This is a genomic window from Croceivirga lutea (assembly GCF_014235875.1).
GTDB classification, from domain to species: domain Bacteria; phylum Bacteroidota; class Bacteroidia; order Flavobacteriales; family Flavobacteriaceae; genus Croceivirga; species Croceivirga lutea.
The window spans coordinates 229,012-249,243 of the sequence record NZ_JACJUK010000005.1; the positions used below are offsets into that span (position 1 = coordinate 229,012).

Below are 20,232 nucleotides of genomic sequence, written 5' to 3' on the forward strand. Positions count from 1 at the left end.
TTTTTGTTTTAAATGAGATTAAAACCCTATTTCATAGTATTTGTATTGTTCCTTCTTAGTTGTGAGCAAAAACCAAAACAAATGACACATAAATACACCAATGCATTAATTGAAGAAACTAGTCCGTACCTACTTCAACATGCCCACAATCCTGTAAATTGGGAAGCTTGGAAACCAGAAGTATTAGCACGTGCTCAAAAAGAAAATAAACCGCTGTTAATTAGTATAGGTTATGCGTCTTGCCACTGGTGCCATGTTATGGAGCATGAATGTTTTGAAGACGAGGAAGTTGCTCAATACATGAATGAACATTTTGTAAATATTAAAATTGACAGGGAAGAAAGACCAGACGTTGACCAAATTTATATGGATGCCTTACAAATGATGACAGGCAGTGGTGGTTGGCCATTAAACGTGGTAACAACGCCAGATGGTAGACCATTTTGGGGTGCTACGTATTTACCAAAAGATAACTGGTTAAAATCTTTAGAAGGAATTGTAGATTTATATACCAGCAACCCAGAACGTGTTGAGGAATATGCTACAAACCTAGAAAAAGGTATTAAGGATATTAATCTTTATGAACTTCAAGAAAATCAATCTTCTTTTTCTTTAGATTCATTGGATGTTACCGTTGCTACTTGGTCACAACAATTTGACACTTTTTTAGGAGGGTACAAAAGAGCCCCAAAGTTTATGATGCCAAACAATCTTGACTTTCTACTACATTATGCAGTATCAGAAAACAAAAAAGACATTCAAGAATACGTAGACACTACACTTACACGCATGGCATATGGTGGTATTTACGACCACATAGGTGGTGGATTTTCTAGATATTCAGTAGACACTAAATGGCATGTTCCGCATTTTGAAAAAATGCTTTATGATAATGGTCAATTGGTTAGCCTTTACGCCAAGGCCTATGCCCAAACTAAAAACCCTTTATATAAGAAAATAGTTGATGAGACTATAGCATTTGTTAAAGAAGAATTATTGGATGAAAACGGTGGATTTTACTCCTCATTAGATGCTGACAGTACTAATGACATGGGTGAATTAGAAGAAGGAGCCTATTATGTATGGAAAGAAAATGAATTAGACGCTATTCTAGGTAGCGAAGCTGAACCCTTCAAAGCCTATTTTAATATCAATTCCTATGGATTGTGGGAAAATGAAAACTATGTTTTAATTCGAGATAAAGCCGAAGAAGAAGTTGCAAAAGAATTTAATACCACAGTTAAACAATTGAATGCATCAATTTCTTCATCTTTAAAAAAATTGAAAGCCATAAGAAATGAACGCCCTAAACCAAGATTAGATGACAAAATTCTAACCTCTTGGAACGCATTAATGTTAAAAGGTCTTACAGATGCTTATAAGTATACAGGCAATGAAGATTACTTAACCTTAGCACTTACCAATGCAAATTTTCTAAAATCAGTAATGCTACGAAATAATGGTGGTTTGTACCGAAATCATAAGAACGGGAAAAGTACAATCAATGCATTTTTAGAAGATTATGCTACACTTATTGAAGCGTATATCGGCTTATACGAAGTAACTTTTGATGAAAATTGGTTGTTGACTGCAAAAGAACTAACCGCCTATACCTTTAAGCACTTTTTAGACCCAAAAACCTTATTGTTTTTTTATACATCAGATGAAGACGAAGGTCTAATTAGAAGAAGTTTTGAGATTAATGACAATGTTATCTCCTCTTCGAATTCAATTATGGCGAATAACTTATTAAAATTGCACAAGATTTTCCCTAATGAAGGCTACGCCGAGTATGTTGATAATATGTTATTTAATGTACAGGCCAATTTCTCAAAAAGCGGCCAAGGTTATGCCAATTGGTTGCATTTAATACTTTTTAAGGAAAAAAACTTTTATGAGATTGCCATTGTAGGCGATGAGTATAAGACGTTAGGTAAAGAAATCAATGCAAGTTACACTCCGAACAGTATTTTGTTAGGTTCACCAAAAGAAGGCAATTTTGATTTGTTACAAAACCGATACAATCCTGACAATACGCTAATTTACGTTTGTATTGAAGGAGCTTGCAAACTACCCGTGCAAACGACTGAAGACGCTTTAAAACAACTTTAAGAAATAACCTTATTATTAACGAAAGTTTACCACTTAAACTTTGACGTCATACACAGGCTTTTTTAGTTTACCAAAAAAGAATACATGAGTCTAGAAGACAAATTAATAGAATATGAAGAATATGCCGAAAGAGCCATTGATTGGGGTGTGGAGTTTGCTCCCAAGCTTATTTCTGCGATTCTTGTTTTTATAATTGGTAGATGGATAATTTCATTTATAAACAAACTTGTTAGAAAATTTTTCGAGCACAAAGATTACGACCAAGCTTTAGAGAGCTTTCTCCAAAGTTTCATTAGTATAACGCTGAAAGTAGTACTTGCCGTTTTAGTGGTGACACAATTAGGAGTTAAAACTACTTCTCTAGTGGCAATGATTGGTGCTGCCGGTTTAGCCATTGGTTTAGCGCTGCAAGGCTCCTTATCTAATTTTGCAGGTGGTGTACTTATCTTATTATTCAAACCTTTTAGGTTAGGAGACTTTATATCTGCCCAAGGCATAGATGGTACGGTAAAAGAAATTTCAATATTTAATACTAAGCTAAATACATTTGGCAACCAAATAGCCATTATACCTAACGGGCAATTAGCTAATGGTAATATAATCAATTACAACGCAGAAAATACGCGTAGAGAAAATTACAAGATTGGTATTGGTTATGGCTCAAATATTAAAGTTGCCAAAGACATTTTACTTGAAATTTGTGCTGAAGACGAAAGAATCTTAAAAGAACCAGCGCCTGAAGTTTATGTTGATAGTTTAGGAGACAGTTCTGTAGTACTTACTTTACGTTTTTGGGCAAGAAATGAAAACTTTTGGCCTGCAAGGTTTAATGTCATAGAACAGTCAAAATATAGATTTGATGAGGCCGGTATAGAAATACCATTTCCACAACGTGTTATGCATCAATTAAAAGAAGGAAAACCTCAAAAAGAAGGTAAGCCAAATAAAAAATCAAAAAGCTAATTTTTCTTACCTCCCCCAAGAATAAAATCTTTTAAATAATAAGGTTCAAAATAGGCGACATCTTCAAAGTCGCCTTTTTTGTATTTAGCATAGGCTATTGAGGCCATTTCCTTAGTCGATGGAAAGTTAGTTGTGTGAAATTCTACATTTTGCATTGCCACAACACCTTTACATTTTTCTGCACCATTACCTATTAAATGAATTTTATTACTGGCGCTGTATTCAGCAAAAGACTCTGCTTCTATCACCTCTGCAATGGTATCTCTAATTTGCTCGAACTCTGAATTAAAAACAGCTGAATACACTTCCATTCTACGCGCATCAAGTACAGGAATTATAATTTCATTAGGTTGTGGTTGTATTTGATGCGAAAGACTTTCCAATGTTGCAATAGCAATTAGTGGTTTGTCAAGAGCAAAGCATAGACCTTTTGCAGCTGAAACACCAATACGCAAGCCCGTATAAGAACCAGGACCTTTGCTTACTGCTATGGCGTCAATTTCATTTTTTAAAATACCAGCTTCTTTTATGGCTTGGTCAATAAAAACATGTAATTGTTCAGAGTGTGTATAATTCTCTTCATTATGTTCTTTTAGAACCAGTATTTCTGCTGCTTTAGAAATGCTTACAGAACAATTAGTTGTAGCGGTTTCAATTGAAAGAATAATAGCCATTATGCAAAGATAACGCACAAAAAAACCAACCGAATAGAATTCGATTGGTTTTACTTTGTTTTACTAATCTTTAATCTAAAGATATAGGAATTCCAAAATAGAATTCTAAGATTTTTAGCCTAAAAATGTAATCGTATTTTGTTCTAATTACATCAGCTTGAGCATTATCAACTCTAGCCTGAGCTTGCTGAAAATCAAACGCATTCATTAATCCCACATCATAACGTTCTTTAGAATATTCATATGCCAAACTTCTAGCTTCTAAAGTTTTTTGAGCTGCTTGGTAAGCTTTTTTAAATGTGTTTACATCAACATAAGCTTGCTGTACAGTTGCCTCAAGAGCCAATTTATCTTGTTCAAATTGAAGCTTGGTTCGTTCTAAGTTTATTTTAGAACGTTTAACATTGTTACGTGTGCTCCATCCATTAAATATTGGAATACTCATTTGAGCACCATAAGAAATACCGTCAAAAATCCAAAGCTGATCCGTAAAGCTCGGTGTAAAAGGCACACCTGTTACCGGGTCTGGAAGTTGGGTAACGTCTGAATAACGGGTGCCATAATTAAAAAAGGCTCCTATAGTTGGTAAATATGCTCCTTTTGAGATTTCTAAATCTTTTTCTGCGAGTGTAACATTAGTTTCAGAAAGTTTGATATCATTTCTGAACTCCATTGCTTTTGCAAAGATAGTTTTCGCCGAATTACTCATAATGTCGGAAGGAGGAACATTGAAATCTTCATCGGCGATATCAAAGTTCTCATAGTCTGTAATTTGTAACAATTGAGCTAAATTAACTTTAGCTATGATTACTAAACTCTCACCATTGATTATTTGTTGTTCTTGTGTTGCTGCGGTTGCTTCAATTTCAAGTAAATCTCCTCTGGGAACAACACCAGATTCTACTAATTCTTTAGTTCGCTCTAAATCTTGCTCAGTTACAGCGTATTGTGCTTTAAATACCTTTACTTGTTCAATATTAGAAACCACCTGTAAATAGGCATTAGCAACATTTAATCTAATATCATCCTTTAGATTATCTAGTCTATACTGATTAGCAATGGCGTTCATTTTTGCTCTATGCACTTGTTTTACGTTACGCAATCCATCAAACAAGGTTACATTAGAACTAAAACCACCATTTACATTAAAGGCTGTTTGATTTGTAGGTAAGTTGTTTGTTGGATTAATAGAGAAACCCGTATTACTTGAGACGCTTGCAGAAGCATTCAAATTTGGTAAAAGGTTACCTATGGCATCAGATTTGTCAATTTTCGCAGTTTCCAAATCCAGCGCAAATTGCTCAATAGTTAAGTTGTTTTCAACGGCGTATGTAACACACTCTTCTAAAGTCCACTTTTTAACCTGTGCATTGGTAAACCCAAAGGTTAGTAAAGCCGTTACTATTAATAATTTAAATTTCATTCGTTTTTTGATTTTTGGTTGTACTTGGTTATTCAGTCTCATTACCATCTACGTCCTCTTCTTCTCCAATTTTAACTGGTTCTGTTTTATTCCATTGTTTTACCTCATCATTTTCAGATAAACCAGAAACTATTTCCACATTTATTCCGTCTGATATTCCGATTTCAATATCTTTTCTCTCAAATTGCTGCTCACCAGTTGCTATTTCTACATAGGGCTTATTAGTATCTCTATCAAACTGCAATAATGCTTCGGGTATTACCAAAATGCTATCTTTCTTTTCAAGAGTTAAAGATGCGTTAGCACTATAACCAGCTCTTATCATAAAATCCTCATTTATTTCTACATCCCCTTCAATCTTGAATTTTACTGCACCCGCTTCTTCAATACCTTTTGGAGCAATAAATTTGAGTTTAGCAGACAATTCTTGATCTTGAACAGCTCCTAATGTTATTTTTAAAGGCATCCCAACGGCAAGCTTACCTACTTCACCTTCATCAACCTGGCCTTCAAAAATCATTTTACTTAAATCGGCTATAGAAGCAATGGTTGTACCATCATTAAAATTATTACTTTGAATTACTTGATCACCTTCTTCAACTGGTATTTCTAGAATGGTACCATCAACTGTAGCTCTAATATTTGTATTTGCGCTAGATGAGCCTCCTGCAGAACCTCTTTGAATTATTTGATAATCATTTTGAGCATTTTCTAACTCTAATTTAGCCTGGTTATACCTAAGTTGTATATTTTGAAAATCTTGAGCAGACACCACACCTTTATCAAAAAGAGTTTTATTTCTATTGTAATCAATTTCTGAGTTGCCAAGTGCAATTTTAGCATTATTTACTCTACCTCTTGCTTGGTAAAGAGCTTGTTCATTAGGCACTACTTTTATGGTTGCAATTAATTCCCCAGCTTTTACTTTAGCCCCTTCTTCTAAATATATTTTATCTATTATTCCTGAAATTTGAGGTTTAATTTCAATTTCATCTTCAGGAATAACTTTACCTGTAGCAACGGTTTTCTTTTCAATACTAGATATAAAAGGCTTATGAGTTTCATACTCAGTAATGGATTTGCTATTGCTTTTTATGAAGAAAGATGCTGCCCAAAGCACTCCTAATATCAATAGTCCAATTAGAGTCCATTTAACGTATTTGTTCATTGTTTTGATTATTTAGTTTTTTTATTTGTTTTTGTTATTCTTCTCGTAGGGCATCAATTGGTCTTATACTTACAGCACGTTGAGCCGGTATTAATCCAATTAATATTCCTAATATTATCATTAGCATTAAAGAACCTAACACGTAAGGTATGGGTACCGTTGGGTTGGTATATGGAAAATCACCCCCGCCAGTTAAGGAGTCGATTAATTTTAAGGTTGCAGCCCCAAGAATGATTCCAATTATTCCGGCTAATAGTGTAAGCACCAAGGCTTCTATTATAATTTGATTTCTCACCTCACCAGGCGTTGCGCCTAAAGCTCTTCTTACACCCAATTCTTTTGTTCTTTCTTTTACTGAAATCAACAAAATATTGCCAATTCCAATTACACCTGCTAAAATGGTGGCAATACCAACTACGAGTGATAAAAAGATTAAACCATCAGAAAAGCCAAAAATCTTATTAAACATTTCTCCTAGGTTGAAAGAACCTATTGCCTTTTCATCTTGCGGATGTGTTTGGTGAATTCTTCTTAATGTTGCTTTAATATCCTTCTCAACTTCGATAACATTTGCATCGTCATAAGCCGCTATGGTAAACCAAGAAACATTCTCTCCGGTATTATATAATTTTCTAAAAGTTGTAAAAGGAATAAATATATCTGAATCATTATCAAACGGACCACCACCAGCAAATTTATGCACTCCAACCACCTGAAAATTTACACCGTCAATTTCAATATATCCACCAATTGGATTTTCTTCATCATCAAAAAGTTCTTTTTGAGTTCGTTCTCCTATTACACAAACTTTTCGTTCTTGTTCTATATCCTCGTCATTTATAAACCTTCCTCCATCATAAATACGCTTGGTAGCTATTTTTGTGAACTCGGGAAAATCTCCAAAAACCGAATAATTTCCTGATTTTAAGCCTCTAGTGATAACTCCTGGATTGGACCCAAAAATACCTTGTACGTTACGTGGTGCAATTGCCTCAATTTCTGGAATTTGTTTTTTTAGAGTTTCCGCATCACTAAGTTTTAATTGAATCTGTCTGCCTGTTTTAAAACCGCTATAGGGCATACTGGTTTGTTGCGCCCATACAAACATGCTATTTCTTGCGATAGTTTTAAACTCTCTTTCGAACCCATTTTGTAAACCATTAGCCGCACCAGACAAACCTATGTAAATGTATATTCCTATAAAAACACCTATCATAGTCAAAAAGGTTCTTAACCTATTTTTTCTAATAGATTGAAATATCTCTATCCAAGTATCTCTGTCAAATAACTGTTTCATACTATTCGTCTCTTAAGGCTACAATAGGTTTAATTCTTGCTGCTCGTCTTGCAGGTACAAATGCTGCTATAGCTCCACAAATTACTAACAGAATGGTTACAAAAAATGCGAGGCCTAGGTTGATACTGGGTTTGGTAATAAAGTAATCGTCTTTTAAAGTATCTCCAGTAATAGCATTGAGAACAATAATACCGATTAACATGCCAAGAAACCCAAAAACTGCGGTTATGAATATAGATTCTAACATAATGCCACTAGTTATCAACCTTGGTGTTGCGCCCATTGCTTTACGTATACCAATTTCTTTGGTACGCTCTTTTACTACGAACACCATTATATTACTTATACCAATAACCCCAGAAATAATAACCGCGAAGGCTATGGCAGATATAATTAATTGTAAGGCTCCAGCAAATTGTTGATTTTGTTTTAATTGGTCTGCGATATTCTGTATAAAAATACCTCTAGGGTCTTTAGGACTTATAACTTTTCTTTGACGCATAAAGGCATCTAACTTGTTTTGAAAGTCCATTGCGCCTGTATAACCCAAAGATTCTTTGAACCCAATAATAATTTGCCCTAACTTATCATTATTACCTTCTATTAATTGGCGTGTAGTAAACGGTATATATATGTATCTTTCTTCATTATCACCGCCATCATCTTGATAAACACCTACCACCCTAAACACACTTTCTCCCATTGCAATGTATTCTCCAATAGGGTTATCACCATTAAAAAGGTCTTTTTCGACCATTCTACCAATTACAGCCACTTTGGTTCTGTCTCTAATATCTTTGTTGTTAATGTATCTACCCTTCATTAAAATGTTCTTCTCAGCCCATTGCATTCCTGGTCCAACACCTCTATTAGAGTAATTATCTGACTCGTTTTTATAGGTTACCGTACCTCCATTATTAATTTGTGGAGTCATGTAATCTATAAAAGGAGCAAATTCTTTTGCAATAGCTTCTAAGTCATCATTTTCAAACTCTATTTGTCTTTTGGCTTTATACCCGCCGTAAGGTAGGGTTGTTTGTGAAGGATATATTCTTAATACATTAACCGCATCTTGTCCAAAAAATTCATTAAAGGTATTCTGCAAACCATTACCCATTCCAAATAGGGTTACAAAAATGAAAATACCCAAAGCAACGGTAAAACCGGTGAGAAAGGTCCTGAGCTTATTTTTGCTCATTGCCTCAAATATTTCTTTCCAAGTATCTCTACTGAACATACTGTGCGGCTCTTACTTGTTCAACCATTTTGTCTTCAACTATAACCCCATCTTTTAAATGCACAATTCTTTTACACATATGAGCAATATCTTCTTCGTGAGTAACTACTAAAATGGTATTACCCTCATCATTAATCTTTTGAATTAAATCCATTACTTCATATGAAGTTGTACTATCTAAAGCACCCGTTGGCTCATCTGCTAATAAAACCTTGGGTTCAGCAGCCATTGCTCTAGCAATTGCCACACGTTGTTTTTGACCTCCAGAAAGTTCACTAGGTAAATGTGTTGCCCACTGTTTTAAACCAACTCGTTCAAGATATTTCAACGCTTTTTCTTGTCTCTCTTTTCTGCCAATACGTTGATAGTATAAAGGTAGAGCCACATTCTCAATGGCATTTTTATAATTTATTAAATTGAATGATTGAAAAATAAATCCTAAAAATTTATTTCTGTATTGGGCAGCTTTTGTTTCACTGAGGTCTTTTATTGGAACTCCATCTAGATGATAAGAACCTGAATCTGCCACATCTAACATTCCTAAGATGTTTAGCAACGTAGATTTACCCGAACCTGATGAACCCATTATAGCCACCAGTTCTCCATCTTCTACTGAAAAGTTTATTCCTTTTAATACGTGGAGTGAATTACTCCCCATTCGGTAGGATTTGTGTAAATCTTTTATCTCTATCATGATTGGTTTTTAGTGATTTGGAATTGCTTCCTTTGGTTTGACTTATAAGTTGTTAAATTGTTACAACTTTTCTTTAAAAATTTTGTTAAATGAAAGATTAGTTTGTAATCTCGTCTTCTACTTCATTCCAGACTTTGATATTGTCATCAGAAGAAATCCCTGATTTCACCTCCACATAAATACCATCACTAATACCTAGTTCTACATTTTTACGTTCAAATTTTTGGTCTCCTGTAGCAATTTCTACAAAAGGTTTTTTAGTGTCTTTATCAAATTGCACCAACGCTTCTTTTACTGCCATTACACTATCTGCCCTAGCCAAAATTATTGAAGCGTTGGCGCTCAAACCGGCTCTTATAAATGTGGTGTCTTGTTTTGTTAGCGTACCTTTTATCTCAAATTGAATGGCACCATTTTCTTCTACGCCTTTTGGGGCTATATAATCTAGAACTGCCTCAAACACTTGATTTTCAATAGCACCTACTGTAATTTCTAGGGGTAAGTCTTCTTTTATTTTGCCTACTTCTGACTCATCAACTTTGCCCTCAAAAATCATTTTTTCAACATCAGCGATTGATGCAATGGTAGTACCCTCATTAAAATTATTACTCTCAATTACTTGGTTACCTTTTTCTACAGGAACATCTAATACCATTCCAGTAACGGTAGAGCGAATTAGAGTATTTGCTTCATTACCATACCCACTTGCTGTTCCTGTTTTAATAATATCTAACCTTTTAACAGCGGCGTTATATGTTTGCTTAGCTTGGTCATAAGTAACTTCTGCGCGCTCTAAATCTGTTTTAGCAATTACCCCTTTTTCAAACAAACTTTGTTGTCTATCCCAATTACGTTTTTGATCATTTAAATCAATTTTAGCTCTATCTATTGCATCTCTTGCATCATTAACTGCACTTAAATTGGGTACTACCTTTATTTTTGCCAATAGGTCACCCGTTTTAACATAATCTCCACCTTCAACATAAACCTCTTCTATAACTCCAGAAATGTTGGGTTTTATCAACACTTCCTCTAACGGCAGAATGCTACCAGTTGCTACTGTTTTTTTAACAATAGTTTGCTTCGAAGGATTTTCAGTTTGATATACTACCGGGTCTTCGGCATTTTTAGAGTACAAATAATACATGGCTCCTGAAAAACCTAAGACTATGGTTACAAGTATTATTATTGTTACAGACTTTTTCATTTGTATAGTTATTTTGATTGATGTTTTTTGTTATTATTATTCAGTTCTTAATGCTTCAATAGGTCTTACACGTATTGCTGAATTTGCAGGTAAAAAACCAGCTAATAAACCCGCAATAACCAAAACAGATAATGCCCCGGCCACAACTTTTACGCTTACACTTGGGTTTAAAAACATATCAACTGGCCCAACACTATCTAGCAATGTATTTATACCATAAATAGCCAATGCGCCAAAAATGATACCTGTCATACCCGAAATCAGTGTTAGAAAGATTGATTCCATTAAAATTTGTTTCTTGATAGACCAAGGTGACTCTCCTAAAGCTCTACGAATACCTATTTCTTTAGTTCGTTCTTTTACTACAATTAGCATAATGTTACTTACCCCAATAATACCAGAAATAAGTACAAATGTTCCAACGATAATGGCAATCCATCGTATGCCAGCAAATAAACTTTCTACCCTGTTGTATTGTTGGTACAAATCAAAGAAACCAATAGCTCTTGTGTCTTCAGGATGCACTTTATGGTTGGATTTCATTAAGTTGATGATGTCATCTTTTAAAACAGAAATTGAATGTCCATCGTTGGCCGTAATGGCCATCCAACCAACAACTTCACCCATATTAAAAGCTTGTGAAAAAGCGGTAAAGGGCACAAATATTTCTTTTTGAGCCTCTTCTCCTCCATCACTGGAATTTTTTTTATAGGTACCCACTACCATAAAATTTACACCTTGAATTTTAATATAGGTACCCAGCACCTCTTCTCCTTTGTCGTACAATTCATTTTTTACTCCAAGTCCTATAACTGCTACTTTTCTGTTTTGTTCAATATCATTGTAGTTGATAAATCTGCCTGAGGTAACCGTCATTGGGTCTTGATTTATAATTTCAGGGTAATCACCATACACATTGTAAGCCCCCGCATTTAAACCTCTGATAACATTATTACCACCTCCTGAAAAACCACCTAATTGATTTCTTGGTGAAATAAATCTTAGATTAGGCACATTATCTCGTATTGATTGAACATCACTACGTTTAAATTCAAACCTTCTATCTTTTGGCAGACCTTCATAGGGTTTTGTAGTTCGCCTTGTCCACATAAACATAGTGTTGGTTGCAATATCACCAAAATCAACCCGTATACCATTTTCTAAGCCTTTACCTGCAGCAAGTAAAATAATAAGTATGAAAATTCCCCAGAACACGCCAAATGCCGTAAGCAAAGTTCGAAACCAATTACTGGTGAGCACCTCTAAAATTTCTTTCCAACGATCTCTATTAAACATGGCTATTCGTTTCTTAGGGCTTCTATGGTTTGAACTCTTGCTGCTTTCCATGCTGGAAAGAAACCAGCAATTGTACCTGCAACAATTAATACGATGACAGTACTAAAAGCCACATTGAAATTTACAGACGGATTTAAAACATAATCTATCTCTATATGAGGACCTACAATTTCTAGTATTGCCATGCTAAAAATTAGCCCTCCAAAACCTGAAATGGCGGTAACGAAAATAGCCTCATGTAAAATCATTCCAATTATTGACCAAGGCTTTGCTCCAAGTGCTTTACGAATACCTATTTCTTTGGTACGTTCTTTTACTACAATTAACATAATGTTGCTTACACCAACCACACCAGCAATGATGGTAAAGACTCCTACAACCCAGAAGAATATTTTTATGTTATTGGTTAGCCCATAATAACGTTTGGCTTCTTCCATGGCACTCCAAACATCTAAAGCACTAGTGTCATCTGGAGCTACCGTATGTACTTGTTGTAAATAACCTTTCAAACCCTCTTTAAAATCAATTGCTTGTTTTACTGCTTCATCAAAATTTTCTTTTGGCGGTAAAGTAAAAGACATGTTATTTACCATATCTCCACCATTAAAAACTTTTTGAGCAGCAGCAATTGGAATATAAATACGTTCCTCTTCACGGTCTTCATATTCTTTATAGACGCCTATAATTTTAAAAGGGATGCCTGAGATTTCAATAAATTCACCTACGGGGGAATCTACATCCATAAAAACATCGGTTCTAATTTTTTTACCTATTACCGCAACTTTAGCTGTTGAAGATTCATCTTGAGGGTTTATAAAACGACCTTCAATCATTTTGGCATTTTCTATCATTTGAAAATTAGAGCTAACCCCTTGAATGCCATAAACCAGTGATTCTTTACCATAATTTACCGTAACGTTTCTCACAAAAATTCGGGGAGAAGAATATTCTAACTCTGAACTATATAAGGCTACGGCGTTATCATAATTCTCATTGGTTAATTGAATTCTTCTACCAGGGTTTAAGCCCTTGTATTCTTTACTAGTTGTACCTGGCCATACCCAAATACTGGTAGCAGCGTCTTGTTTAAATTCTTGCTCAATACCATTACGCATGCCTTGGCCAAAACCCAAGAGAATAACTAAAATGAAAATTCCGGAGGCGACGGATATACCCGTAAGAAAGGAGCGGAGTTTGTTTTTCCGCAGGGTATCAAAGATTTCTTGCCATCTTTCGATGTCAAACATAGGTTGATTGTTTTGATTGATGAATACATTAATGTACATCAATAAGACTATGTATCAACTAATTTGTTACAGTTTTTTAAAAGAAATTTATGCTTTTGTTGAATTACCCCTAAGTTTCTTATAAATAAGGTAAAATAAACCACCAACCAAGATATAAGGTATAGCCATTAAATAAACAATTCCGTTATTAATTCCTTCAGCTTGGCTGGTATCAGCCTCACTATCTAAAGCTGCTCTACACATGGCGCATTGAGCCTCTACAACTTCTGGAAAAAGTAGTATAGAAAAGAAGACCGTAATTAAGACAAACCTTTTCATTACACGTAGTAAGGAGAAATCATTAAATAAACTATAACACCAGTAACAGCAACATACAACCAAATAGGAAATGTAATTTTAGACCACTTTTTATGTGCTTCAAACTTTTTAAGATATGCTTTGCTGTAGGTTATTAAAACTAAAGGAATAACCCCAATAGATAGCAAGATATGGGTAATAAGGATAAAATAATATACATATTTAATTGCCCCCTCACCACCAAATGGAGTGGATTCTGAAGTCATATGATAAGCAACATACATAATTAGAAACAACAATGAAAGTGTAATATTCACATTCATTATATTCTGATGTATTTTCTGCTTACCTTCTCTAATAAAGTATACAGCTGCTATCAGCAGTACCGCAGTTAGCCCATTTATTGTAGCATAGATTGCCGGTAAAAATGTTAAGGGCTCTGCGTTAGGAATTTTGTACGTAAACAATAGCGCTACCACTACTGGTATTGCTATGGATAAAATTGTAATCCAGCGTTTAATATTTTTTTCTTGTTTTGCTGCTACTTCCATTTTACTCTGCTAAAAGTTTTTTAATATCTTCTTTCAAAATAGTTATTTGTTGCACTTCGCCTTCATCATTAACACCTTGCTTTTCAGTTATGGTACCTCGATAATATATTATTGGATTACCAAACCTATCAGTACGCGAACGTAAATAACCTTCTTTATCGACCAAAGCAAATAATCCAGAATGTTCAAAACCACCAGCTACTTCTTCATTCTCACTTGCATGTATATAAAAAGCTTCATTTGCCAGTTTATAAATACCTTCTCTAGCTCCAGTTAAAAAATTCCAGTTAGAACTATTACTGTACCGTGAGGCATAATTTTTAAGTTTTGAAGGGGTGTCTCTTTTAGGGTCAATGGTAAAAGAAACAATTTGAAAATCATCAGAATTAATTGTTTCATTAATGTCAGCCAAATTCGAACTCATTACTGGGCATATGGTTGGACATGACGTAAAGAAAAAATCTACTACATAAACCTTACCTAGCAAGTCTTTATTAGAGACCAACACGCTGTCTTGGTTTAAAAACTCAAAGGCAGGAACTTTTCTTTTTGTTCCATTATTCACCAAGTAAGTAAGTGGTTCATTGTTTAAAACCATACCAGACATTCGGTCATTTTTGGCAACAGTGCCGCTCTTTAGTCTTTTTACCAAATTTGGCACCGCAAATATTCCAAAAATTAGGATTATCAATGAAACCCAGATATAGGTATATTTCTTTCCTTTATTTGCTCCTTGAGGCATTGTTCTTTTTTAAGGCTAATCTGTATTCTGCTAAAATTATTTTAACGTCATCAACCATTTTATTATTTAAATCTGCTACTGAACTGGTGTTAAAACCATACTTAACTCCCTCATCATCATCATTATCTCTCCCCCTAAGTCCACGTTCTTTGTCTATTATAAAAACATAAGGTGAACTATGTTTTTCATCTAACTTCAAATTTGTATTTAAACTTTTGAATGTTTGATTAATTTCTTCTTTAGAGGTAAAAATAAATCGCCACTTAGAAATATCAGTAAACGTTCCTAGTTCTTTTTTAAACTCTTCTATCTCAGCTTGCTTTCCTTCTTCCACCAACATAACTATCTGAAAATCTTTGAACTCGTAAAAACGTTTGTAAATTTTCTGATTTAGATTAAAAAGATTTCCCTCTCTACCTTCTATGTTAGAACCCAGAAACCCTAGAATGGTGATATTATTAGTTAACTTAATTGCATTTGGGTTAGAATCAATTTCTGTAATCTCAGTAGTTAAAATTGGAAGCTTACCAAAATTATAAACTCCTGAAGCAAAGAAAAGATATGCTACTATCGGAAGTACAAATAGCACAACAAGTACAAAAACTTTTTTCATAACATCATAACCTTTACAAAAATAAAAAAGACGGCTTTAAGACCGTCTTTTAGTATTGTTAATGATTTCTTAGAAATTCCAAGAAAGGAATCCATCTTTAAATACTTGAAAGATATATGTACCTTCAAACAGTAGAATAAAAACTAAATATGCTACAAGGAAGATTGGTGTCCAAACCACAACTCTTCTTAAAGAGCTTTTCTCATCTCTCATGTGCATAAAGTCCCAAGTAATGTAATATGCTTTAACCAGTGTAAGTATGATAAAAATCCAGTTTAACAACTTCATCCCTAAGAAATAAGACTGCGTTAAAAAGTCTGGTTTTATAATACCCAAAGCTACTTCTACTGCAGTAACAATAGATAGTAACAATAGTACACCCCAAATTTTTTGGATATTAGATTTGAACTTTATAAGACCTCTAAAAATTTCTAATTTATGTTCGTGTGCCATTTTAGTATTGTAATAATATTATAGAATAACTGGTATTAAACTAAGTAGAAGAATGTGAAAACAAATACCCAAACTAAATCTACAAAGTGCCAGTATAAACCAACTTTTTCAACCATTTCATAGTGTCCTCTTCTTTCGTATGTTCCTAAGATTACATTAAAGAAAATGATAATATTAATAACCACTCCAGAGAAAACGTGGAAGCCGTGAAAACCAGTTATAAAGAAGAAGAAGTCAGCAAACAATCGACTACCGTATTCATTTCTAATTAGATTAGCCCCTTCTACAACGCGAACTGCTTGTGTTAGTTTATCCAAAGACTCCTGTCTATTTAAGAGTGTTTTTTCACCTTCTTCAGTTATTGTTTCTGTACGTATGAGCAATCCTGGATTTGCCTTAAAGCCCTCTACAACTTCATTTAAATTAAAAGTTGTTCTGGTGCCTTCTTCTTGATACCAGATACCATTACTATTTTCATGAAGCGTTCTTTCACCAGGAATTACTTTTGCAAAATCAGCAATTGCAGCACGTTCACCAGTTTCAGCATTAACGAATTGTAAAATTCTACCACCTTTAGTTTCAAGAGCTCCAAAATCACCTTTGATAAAAGTTGCCCACTCCCAAGCTTGAGAACCAACGAAAATTAAACCTCCAATAATAGTAGCAAACATGTACCATATTACAGCATTCTTCTTCATTTTATGTCCGGCGTCTACAGCAAGTACCATAGTCACAGAAGACATGATAAGTACAAATGTCATAAAAGCCACATAATACATGGGATAGTTACCATGAAAGAAAGGTACGTGTGTAAAAACTTCGTCTGCTATAGGCCAAGTTTCCATGAATTTAAATCTAGAAAAACCATAAGCAGCCAAAAAGCCAGAGAAGGTAAGTGCATCAGAAACTATGAAAAACCACATCATTAGCTTTCCATAACTAGCACCTAGCGGGCGGTTGCCTCCACCCCATACATTTTCATCAGAACCGGTAGTTACCGTTGCATCCATAAACAAGAGCGTTTTAGTAAAATTTTAGCAAATTTAATGCTTTTGAAAGATTGAAAAAGAGTTTCTGGTATGAAAACTTTATAAAGCTTCAATTATTTTACAAAGTACATGAACAAAATCAAGTAAATCCATAAAAATCCAAGAAAATGCCAAAAGGTTTCACCTAATTGAAATCCTAGCATATTATCACTCGTATATTTTCCCCGTAATTGTTGAACAAAGACCACTAATAATGAAATCAGACCTACAACAACGTGCACAATATGTACAAAGGCAATTAAAAAAACGTAAGACATTTTTATGTTACTTGTAGGTCCTGTAAAATAATACCCAGAACCCAACATTTCAGAAAAACCAAAAAACTGAAACACTATAAATGCTATGCCTAAAGCAAATGTTACTCCCAAAAGTAAAGTTGCTGATTTTTGATTATTCTTTTTGATAAAATTTCTTGCAACTAAATACGTAATACTACTAACCATAATTATAGCTGTGCTTATGTAAAAAGCTTGAGGCAAAGCAATATTATCTAACCAATCTTCTCTTTTACTACTTACAATGTAAGCACTTGTTAAGCCCGCGAAACCCATTATTAGGCTAACAATGCCAAACCAAAGCATCATTTTTCTAGACCTAGCTCTTTTCTCCTTCTCTGTTCCTTGCGTTAAATCCATTCTTAAATAAATCTATCAATTACATAAACAGCTTGCATTAATGTAATGTATGACACACTCGCCAACATTAATTTTCTTGCAGCCGCATTATCTCTTTTCTCATAAAGTTTAAAGGCAAACCATAGCATTACCAAGCCCATTACCAAAACAATGATTGCTGCTGGTATAGAAAGGATCAACTGCCCTGTAAATCCAAATACAGGCATAATTGAAATTACTATCATCCAAATAGTATATAAAATAATCTGCATTGCGGTGCCTTTATCTTTTTTACCCGTAGGTAACATTTTAAAGCCTCCCTTTTTGTAATCATCATCTAGCATCCAACCAAGGGCCCAAAAATGGGGGAATTGCCAAAAGAATTGCACCATGAATAAGGTTCCTGGTTCAATACCAAACTCATTTGTAGCCGCAACCCAACCTAACATAAAAGGTATTGCCCCAGGTATTGCACCTACAAAAACTGCTAATGGGGTAACTGTTTTTAAGGGCGTATATACGCAAGCATATAGAAATATAGAAATAGCCCCAAACATTGCTGTTTTAGGATTTAATAAGTACAGAGATATGACCCCTAAAAGGGTTAAAAGTATAGCTAATGCAAAAGCGATACGAACAGGCACCCTCCCTGCGGGAATTGGTCTATTGCGAGTGCGTTTCATGAGCACATCTAAGTCTCTTTCTATTATTTGATTATAAATATTGGAAGCACCAACCATACAATAGCCTCCAAAAGCCAAAAGAAGTATGGGAACTAATTCAATTGATGCGGCCGCTAATAGGTAACCGGCTATTGAAGAGACTACAACGCTAACAGCCAAACGTACTTTAGTAAGTTCTTTAAACTCAGATATTACGGTAGAAAAAGAAATTGTTGTCAAAGTTTCTGCTGTAAGCATTGTCCGTTACAATTTTACGGTCTACAAAGATACTCCTGAACAATATCTTTTGCAATGCAATTAGCACAAAAAGAAAAACCCCACTATAAATAGCAGGGTTTTAACAATTTTATTGAATATTCTATTGCAACTTAAAGGTAATAGGAATACTAAATGGAACCTTTACTGCACGTCCTCTTTGTTTTCCAGGGGTCATTTTTGGCAATTTATTGATAATTCTTAAAGCTTCTGCTTCTAGATTTTTATCTGGTCCACGCATTCTAATATTTCCAATACTACCATCTTTCTGAATGGTAAACATTACACTAACACGACCTTGAACACCCATTTCTTGAGCAATTTCTGGATATCTAAAGTTCTTACGAATATGTTTTTGCATCATTTCTTGAAAACAAGCTTTTTTATTGCTTGCCCCTTCACAACCTGGAAAAACAGGCACATCTTCAATTACAGCAAATGGTACAGAGATGTCTTCATCAATTTCCTCTACTTCAACATCTTCAACCTCCATAACTTCTTCTTCTTGGCTAGTTTCAGTAGACTCAATTACAGTTTCTTCAACTTCTTCTTCATCTTCAACTACCTCAATAACCTCAGGTGCTGCTGGTGGCGGCGGTGGTGGTGGGGTTTTAATTTGTTCTGTCATTGGCACCTCTTCGTCCAATTGATCTTCAACATTCAAAGAAATGTCATAGTCATTATCTTTGTCGTATTTTTTCCATTCAAGGCCTCTCCAAACCAACAACATTACCAAAGCAAGACCTATCGCAAAATAAAGTCCACTATTTCTTCCTACATCAGCTTTTGGATTCTTTTTTGGTTCCATATAATTTGATTTTAGTGTTCGCTAATTTAACCAATAATTTAAATAATGGGCAATTTTAACGCTCATTTTAATTGAGGAATGAGTGAACCGCACTTTACAATGAGTAAACCGGCTATAATTGCACCACTAGAATTTGCTACAGCATCCCATATTTCTGCACTGCGATTAAACGGCATAACATATTGAAGAAACTCAATTAACAACCCGTAAAAAATTGCAAAAACAATCAATTTCAATACTATTTTTTTAGTATTAACCATTTTTGAATGTTCTCTCAAGGCCAAAGAACCAAAGAACACAACTCCAAAATAAAAACTAAAATGAATTATCTTATCTAAATGTGGGAACCAAATTTTAGATTCCGTTTGGTTAGAAAATGAAAAAAGGCTAGCAAAGGTGACCCCGCCTAGCCATAAAAAAAACAGTATTGAATACAAATGCCTTTTAAGCACCTACCAATTCTTTGTAAGCTTCGTTATCTAATAAACTTTCTATTTCAGAAGAATCAGATATTTTAATTTTAACCATCCAGCCTTCTCCATAAGGGTCTGTATTAACCTTTTCTGGCTCATCTTCTAAATCTGAATTAAACTCGATGATTTCACCTGTTAATGGTAAAAATAAATCAGAAACCGTTTTAACCGCCTCTACAGTTCCAAAAACCTCATCTTTGTCTAAAGACTCGTCTACGGTTTCAACTTCAACATAGACTATATCACCTAATTCTTTTTGAGCAAAATCTGTAATACCCACAGTAGCTGTATCACCTTCTATTTTTACCCATTCGTGGTCTTTAGTGTATTTTAATTCAGATGGAAAATTCATATTTGTGCGTTTTAATTGCAACAA

At 34.4% G+C, this 20,232-nt stretch carries 22 protein-coding genes; 2 read left to right on the top strand and 20 right to left on the bottom strand.

All coding sequences use genetic code 11. The features are described 5' to 3' along the window. The first annotated feature begins 81 nt into the window (after nucleotides 1-81). Both H5V42_RS11065 and H5V42_RS11070 read left to right on the top strand, forming a co-directional pair. Nucleotides 82-2,112 carry a thioredoxin domain-containing protein gene (locus H5V42_RS11065; RefSeq protein ID WP_185783232.1) on the top strand — a complete coding sequence of 677 codons (2,031 nt, stop codon included), beginning with the start codon at nucleotides 82-84 and terminating at the stop codon, nucleotides 2,110-2,112. 84 nt (nucleotides 2,113-2,196) lie between these two features. Then, nucleotides 2,197-3,075, top strand: coding sequence for a mechanosensitive ion channel family protein (locus H5V42_RS11070; RefSeq protein WP_185783233.1), 879 nt, complete (start codon nucleotides 2,197-2,199; stop codon nucleotides 3,073-3,075). Here H5V42_RS11070 and tsaB read toward each other — a convergent pair. From tsaB to gcvH, 20 genes are all read right to left on the bottom strand, one after another. After that, on the bottom strand, nucleotides 3,072-3,749 hold the full coding sequence (gene tsaB / locus H5V42_RS11075; RefSeq protein ID WP_185783234.1) for a tRNA (adenosine(37)-N6)-threonylcarbamoyltransferase complex dimerization subunit type 1 TsaB: 678 nt from the start codon (nucleotides 3,747-3,749) through the stop codon (nucleotides 3,072-3,074). The two genes, H5V42_RS11070 and tsaB, sit on opposite strands and share 4 nt — an antisense overlap. A 70-nt stretch (nucleotides 3,750-3,819) precedes the next feature. Further along, the gene (locus H5V42_RS11080) at nucleotides 3,820-5,172 is read right to left on the bottom strand and encodes a TolC family protein (RefSeq protein WP_185783235.1); all 1,353 of its coding nucleotides are present in this window, start codon (nucleotides 5,170-5,172) and stop codon (nucleotides 3,820-3,822) included. A gap of 28 nt (nucleotides 5,173-5,200) precedes the next feature. After that, nucleotides 5,201-6,340 carry an efflux RND transporter periplasmic adaptor subunit gene (locus H5V42_RS11085; RefSeq protein WP_185783236.1) on the bottom strand — a complete coding sequence of 380 codons (1,140 nt, stop codon included), beginning with the start codon at nucleotides 6,338-6,340 and terminating at the stop codon, nucleotides 5,201-5,203. Nucleotides 6,341-6,374: 34 nt separating this feature from the next. Next, a complete protein-coding gene (locus tag H5V42_RS11090; protein WP_185783237.1) occupies nucleotides 6,375-7,637 on the bottom strand; it encodes an ABC transporter permease in 1,263 nt (420 codons plus the stop codon). Nucleotide 7,638: 1 nt separating this feature from the next. Then, nucleotides 7,639-8,874: an ABC transporter permease gene (locus H5V42_RS11095; protein WP_185783238.1), complete on the bottom strand. Its 1,236-nt coding sequence runs from the start codon at nucleotides 8,872-8,874 to the stop codon at nucleotides 7,639-7,641. Continuing rightward, nucleotides 8,864-9,568 carry an ABC transporter ATP-binding protein gene (locus H5V42_RS11100; RefSeq protein WP_185783239.1) on the bottom strand — a complete coding sequence of 235 codons (705 nt, stop codon included), beginning with the start codon at nucleotides 9,566-9,568 and terminating at the stop codon, nucleotides 8,864-8,866. The genes H5V42_RS11095 and H5V42_RS11100 overlap by 11 nt, the downstream gene beginning before the upstream one ends. A 97-nt stretch (nucleotides 9,569-9,665) precedes the next feature. Beyond that, on the bottom strand, nucleotides 9,666-10,775 hold the full coding sequence (locus tag H5V42_RS11105; RefSeq protein ID WP_185783240.1) for an efflux RND transporter periplasmic adaptor subunit: 1,110 nt from the start codon (nucleotides 10,773-10,775) through the stop codon (nucleotides 9,666-9,668). Between the two features lie 36 nt (nucleotides 10,776-10,811). Continuing rightward, the gene (locus H5V42_RS11110) at nucleotides 10,812-12,071 is read right to left on the bottom strand and encodes an ABC transporter permease (RefSeq protein ID WP_185783241.1); all 1,260 of its coding nucleotides are present in this window, start codon (nucleotides 12,069-12,071) and stop codon (nucleotides 10,812-10,814) included. Nucleotides 12,072-12,073: 2 nt separating this feature from the next. After that, nucleotides 12,074-13,318: an ABC transporter permease gene (locus tag H5V42_RS11115; RefSeq protein ID WP_185783242.1), complete on the bottom strand. Its 1,245-nt coding sequence runs from the start codon at nucleotides 13,316-13,318 to the stop codon at nucleotides 12,074-12,076. An 87-nt stretch (nucleotides 13,319-13,405) separates the two neighbouring features. Next, nucleotides 13,406-13,636, bottom strand: a complete 231-nt coding sequence (locus H5V42_RS11120) for a hypothetical protein (RefSeq protein ID WP_185783243.1) — start codon at nucleotides 13,634-13,636, stop codon at nucleotides 13,406-13,408. After that, nucleotides 13,636-14,166: a DUF420 domain-containing protein gene (locus tag H5V42_RS11125; protein WP_185783244.1), complete on the bottom strand. Its 531-nt coding sequence runs from the start codon at nucleotides 14,164-14,166 to the stop codon at nucleotides 13,636-13,638. Before H5V42_RS11125 ends, H5V42_RS11120 begins: the two co-directional genes overlap by 1 nt. 1 nt (nucleotide 14,167) lies before the next feature. Next, nucleotides 14,168-14,908 carry an SCO family protein gene (locus H5V42_RS11130; RefSeq protein ID WP_185783245.1) on the bottom strand — a complete coding sequence of 247 codons (741 nt, stop codon included), beginning with the start codon at nucleotides 14,906-14,908 and terminating at the stop codon, nucleotides 14,168-14,170. Next, entirely contained in the window at nucleotides 14,889-15,521 is a 633-nt protein-coding gene (locus tag H5V42_RS11135) for a hypothetical protein (protein ID WP_185783246.1), read from the bottom strand. The genes H5V42_RS11130 and H5V42_RS11135 overlap by 20 nt, the downstream gene beginning before the upstream one ends. Nucleotides 15,522-15,590: 69 nt before the next feature. Further along, nucleotides 15,591-15,974: a cytochrome C oxidase subunit IV family protein gene (locus tag H5V42_RS11140; RefSeq protein WP_185783247.1), complete on the bottom strand. Its 384-nt coding sequence runs from the start codon at nucleotides 15,972-15,974 to the stop codon at nucleotides 15,591-15,593. Between the two features lie 35 nt (nucleotides 15,975-16,009). Beyond that, nucleotides 16,010-16,984, bottom strand: a complete 975-nt coding sequence (locus H5V42_RS11145; protein ID WP_185783248.1) for a cytochrome c oxidase subunit 3 — start codon at nucleotides 16,982-16,984, stop codon at nucleotides 16,010-16,012. Between the two features lie 92 nt (nucleotides 16,985-17,076). Next, complete coding sequence (locus H5V42_RS11150) at nucleotides 17,077-17,658, bottom strand: cytochrome c oxidase subunit 3 (protein ID WP_185783249.1); 582 nt, start codon at nucleotides 17,656-17,658, stop codon at nucleotides 17,077-17,079. A gap of 2 nt (nucleotides 17,659-17,660) precedes the next feature. After that, entirely contained in the window at nucleotides 17,661-18,557 is an 897-nt protein-coding gene (cyoE, locus tag H5V42_RS11155) for a heme o synthase (protein ID WP_185783250.1), read from the bottom strand. 121 nt (nucleotides 18,558-18,678) lie between these two features. Continuing rightward, nucleotides 18,679-19,383, bottom strand: a complete 705-nt coding sequence (locus H5V42_RS11160; RefSeq protein WP_185783251.1) for an energy transducer TonB — start codon at nucleotides 19,381-19,383, stop codon at nucleotides 18,679-18,681. A gap of 62 nt (nucleotides 19,384-19,445) precedes the next feature. Beyond that, nucleotides 19,446-19,835 carry a VanZ family protein gene (locus H5V42_RS11165; protein ID WP_185783252.1) on the bottom strand — a complete coding sequence of 130 codons (390 nt, stop codon included), beginning with the start codon at nucleotides 19,833-19,835 and terminating at the stop codon, nucleotides 19,446-19,448. After that, entirely contained in the window at nucleotides 19,828-20,208 is a 381-nt protein-coding gene (gcvH, locus tag H5V42_RS11170; RefSeq protein WP_185783253.1) for a glycine cleavage system protein GcvH, read from the bottom strand. The genes H5V42_RS11165 and gcvH overlap by 8 nt, the downstream gene beginning before the upstream one ends. Between the last annotated feature and the right edge of the window lie 24 nt (nucleotides 20,209-20,232).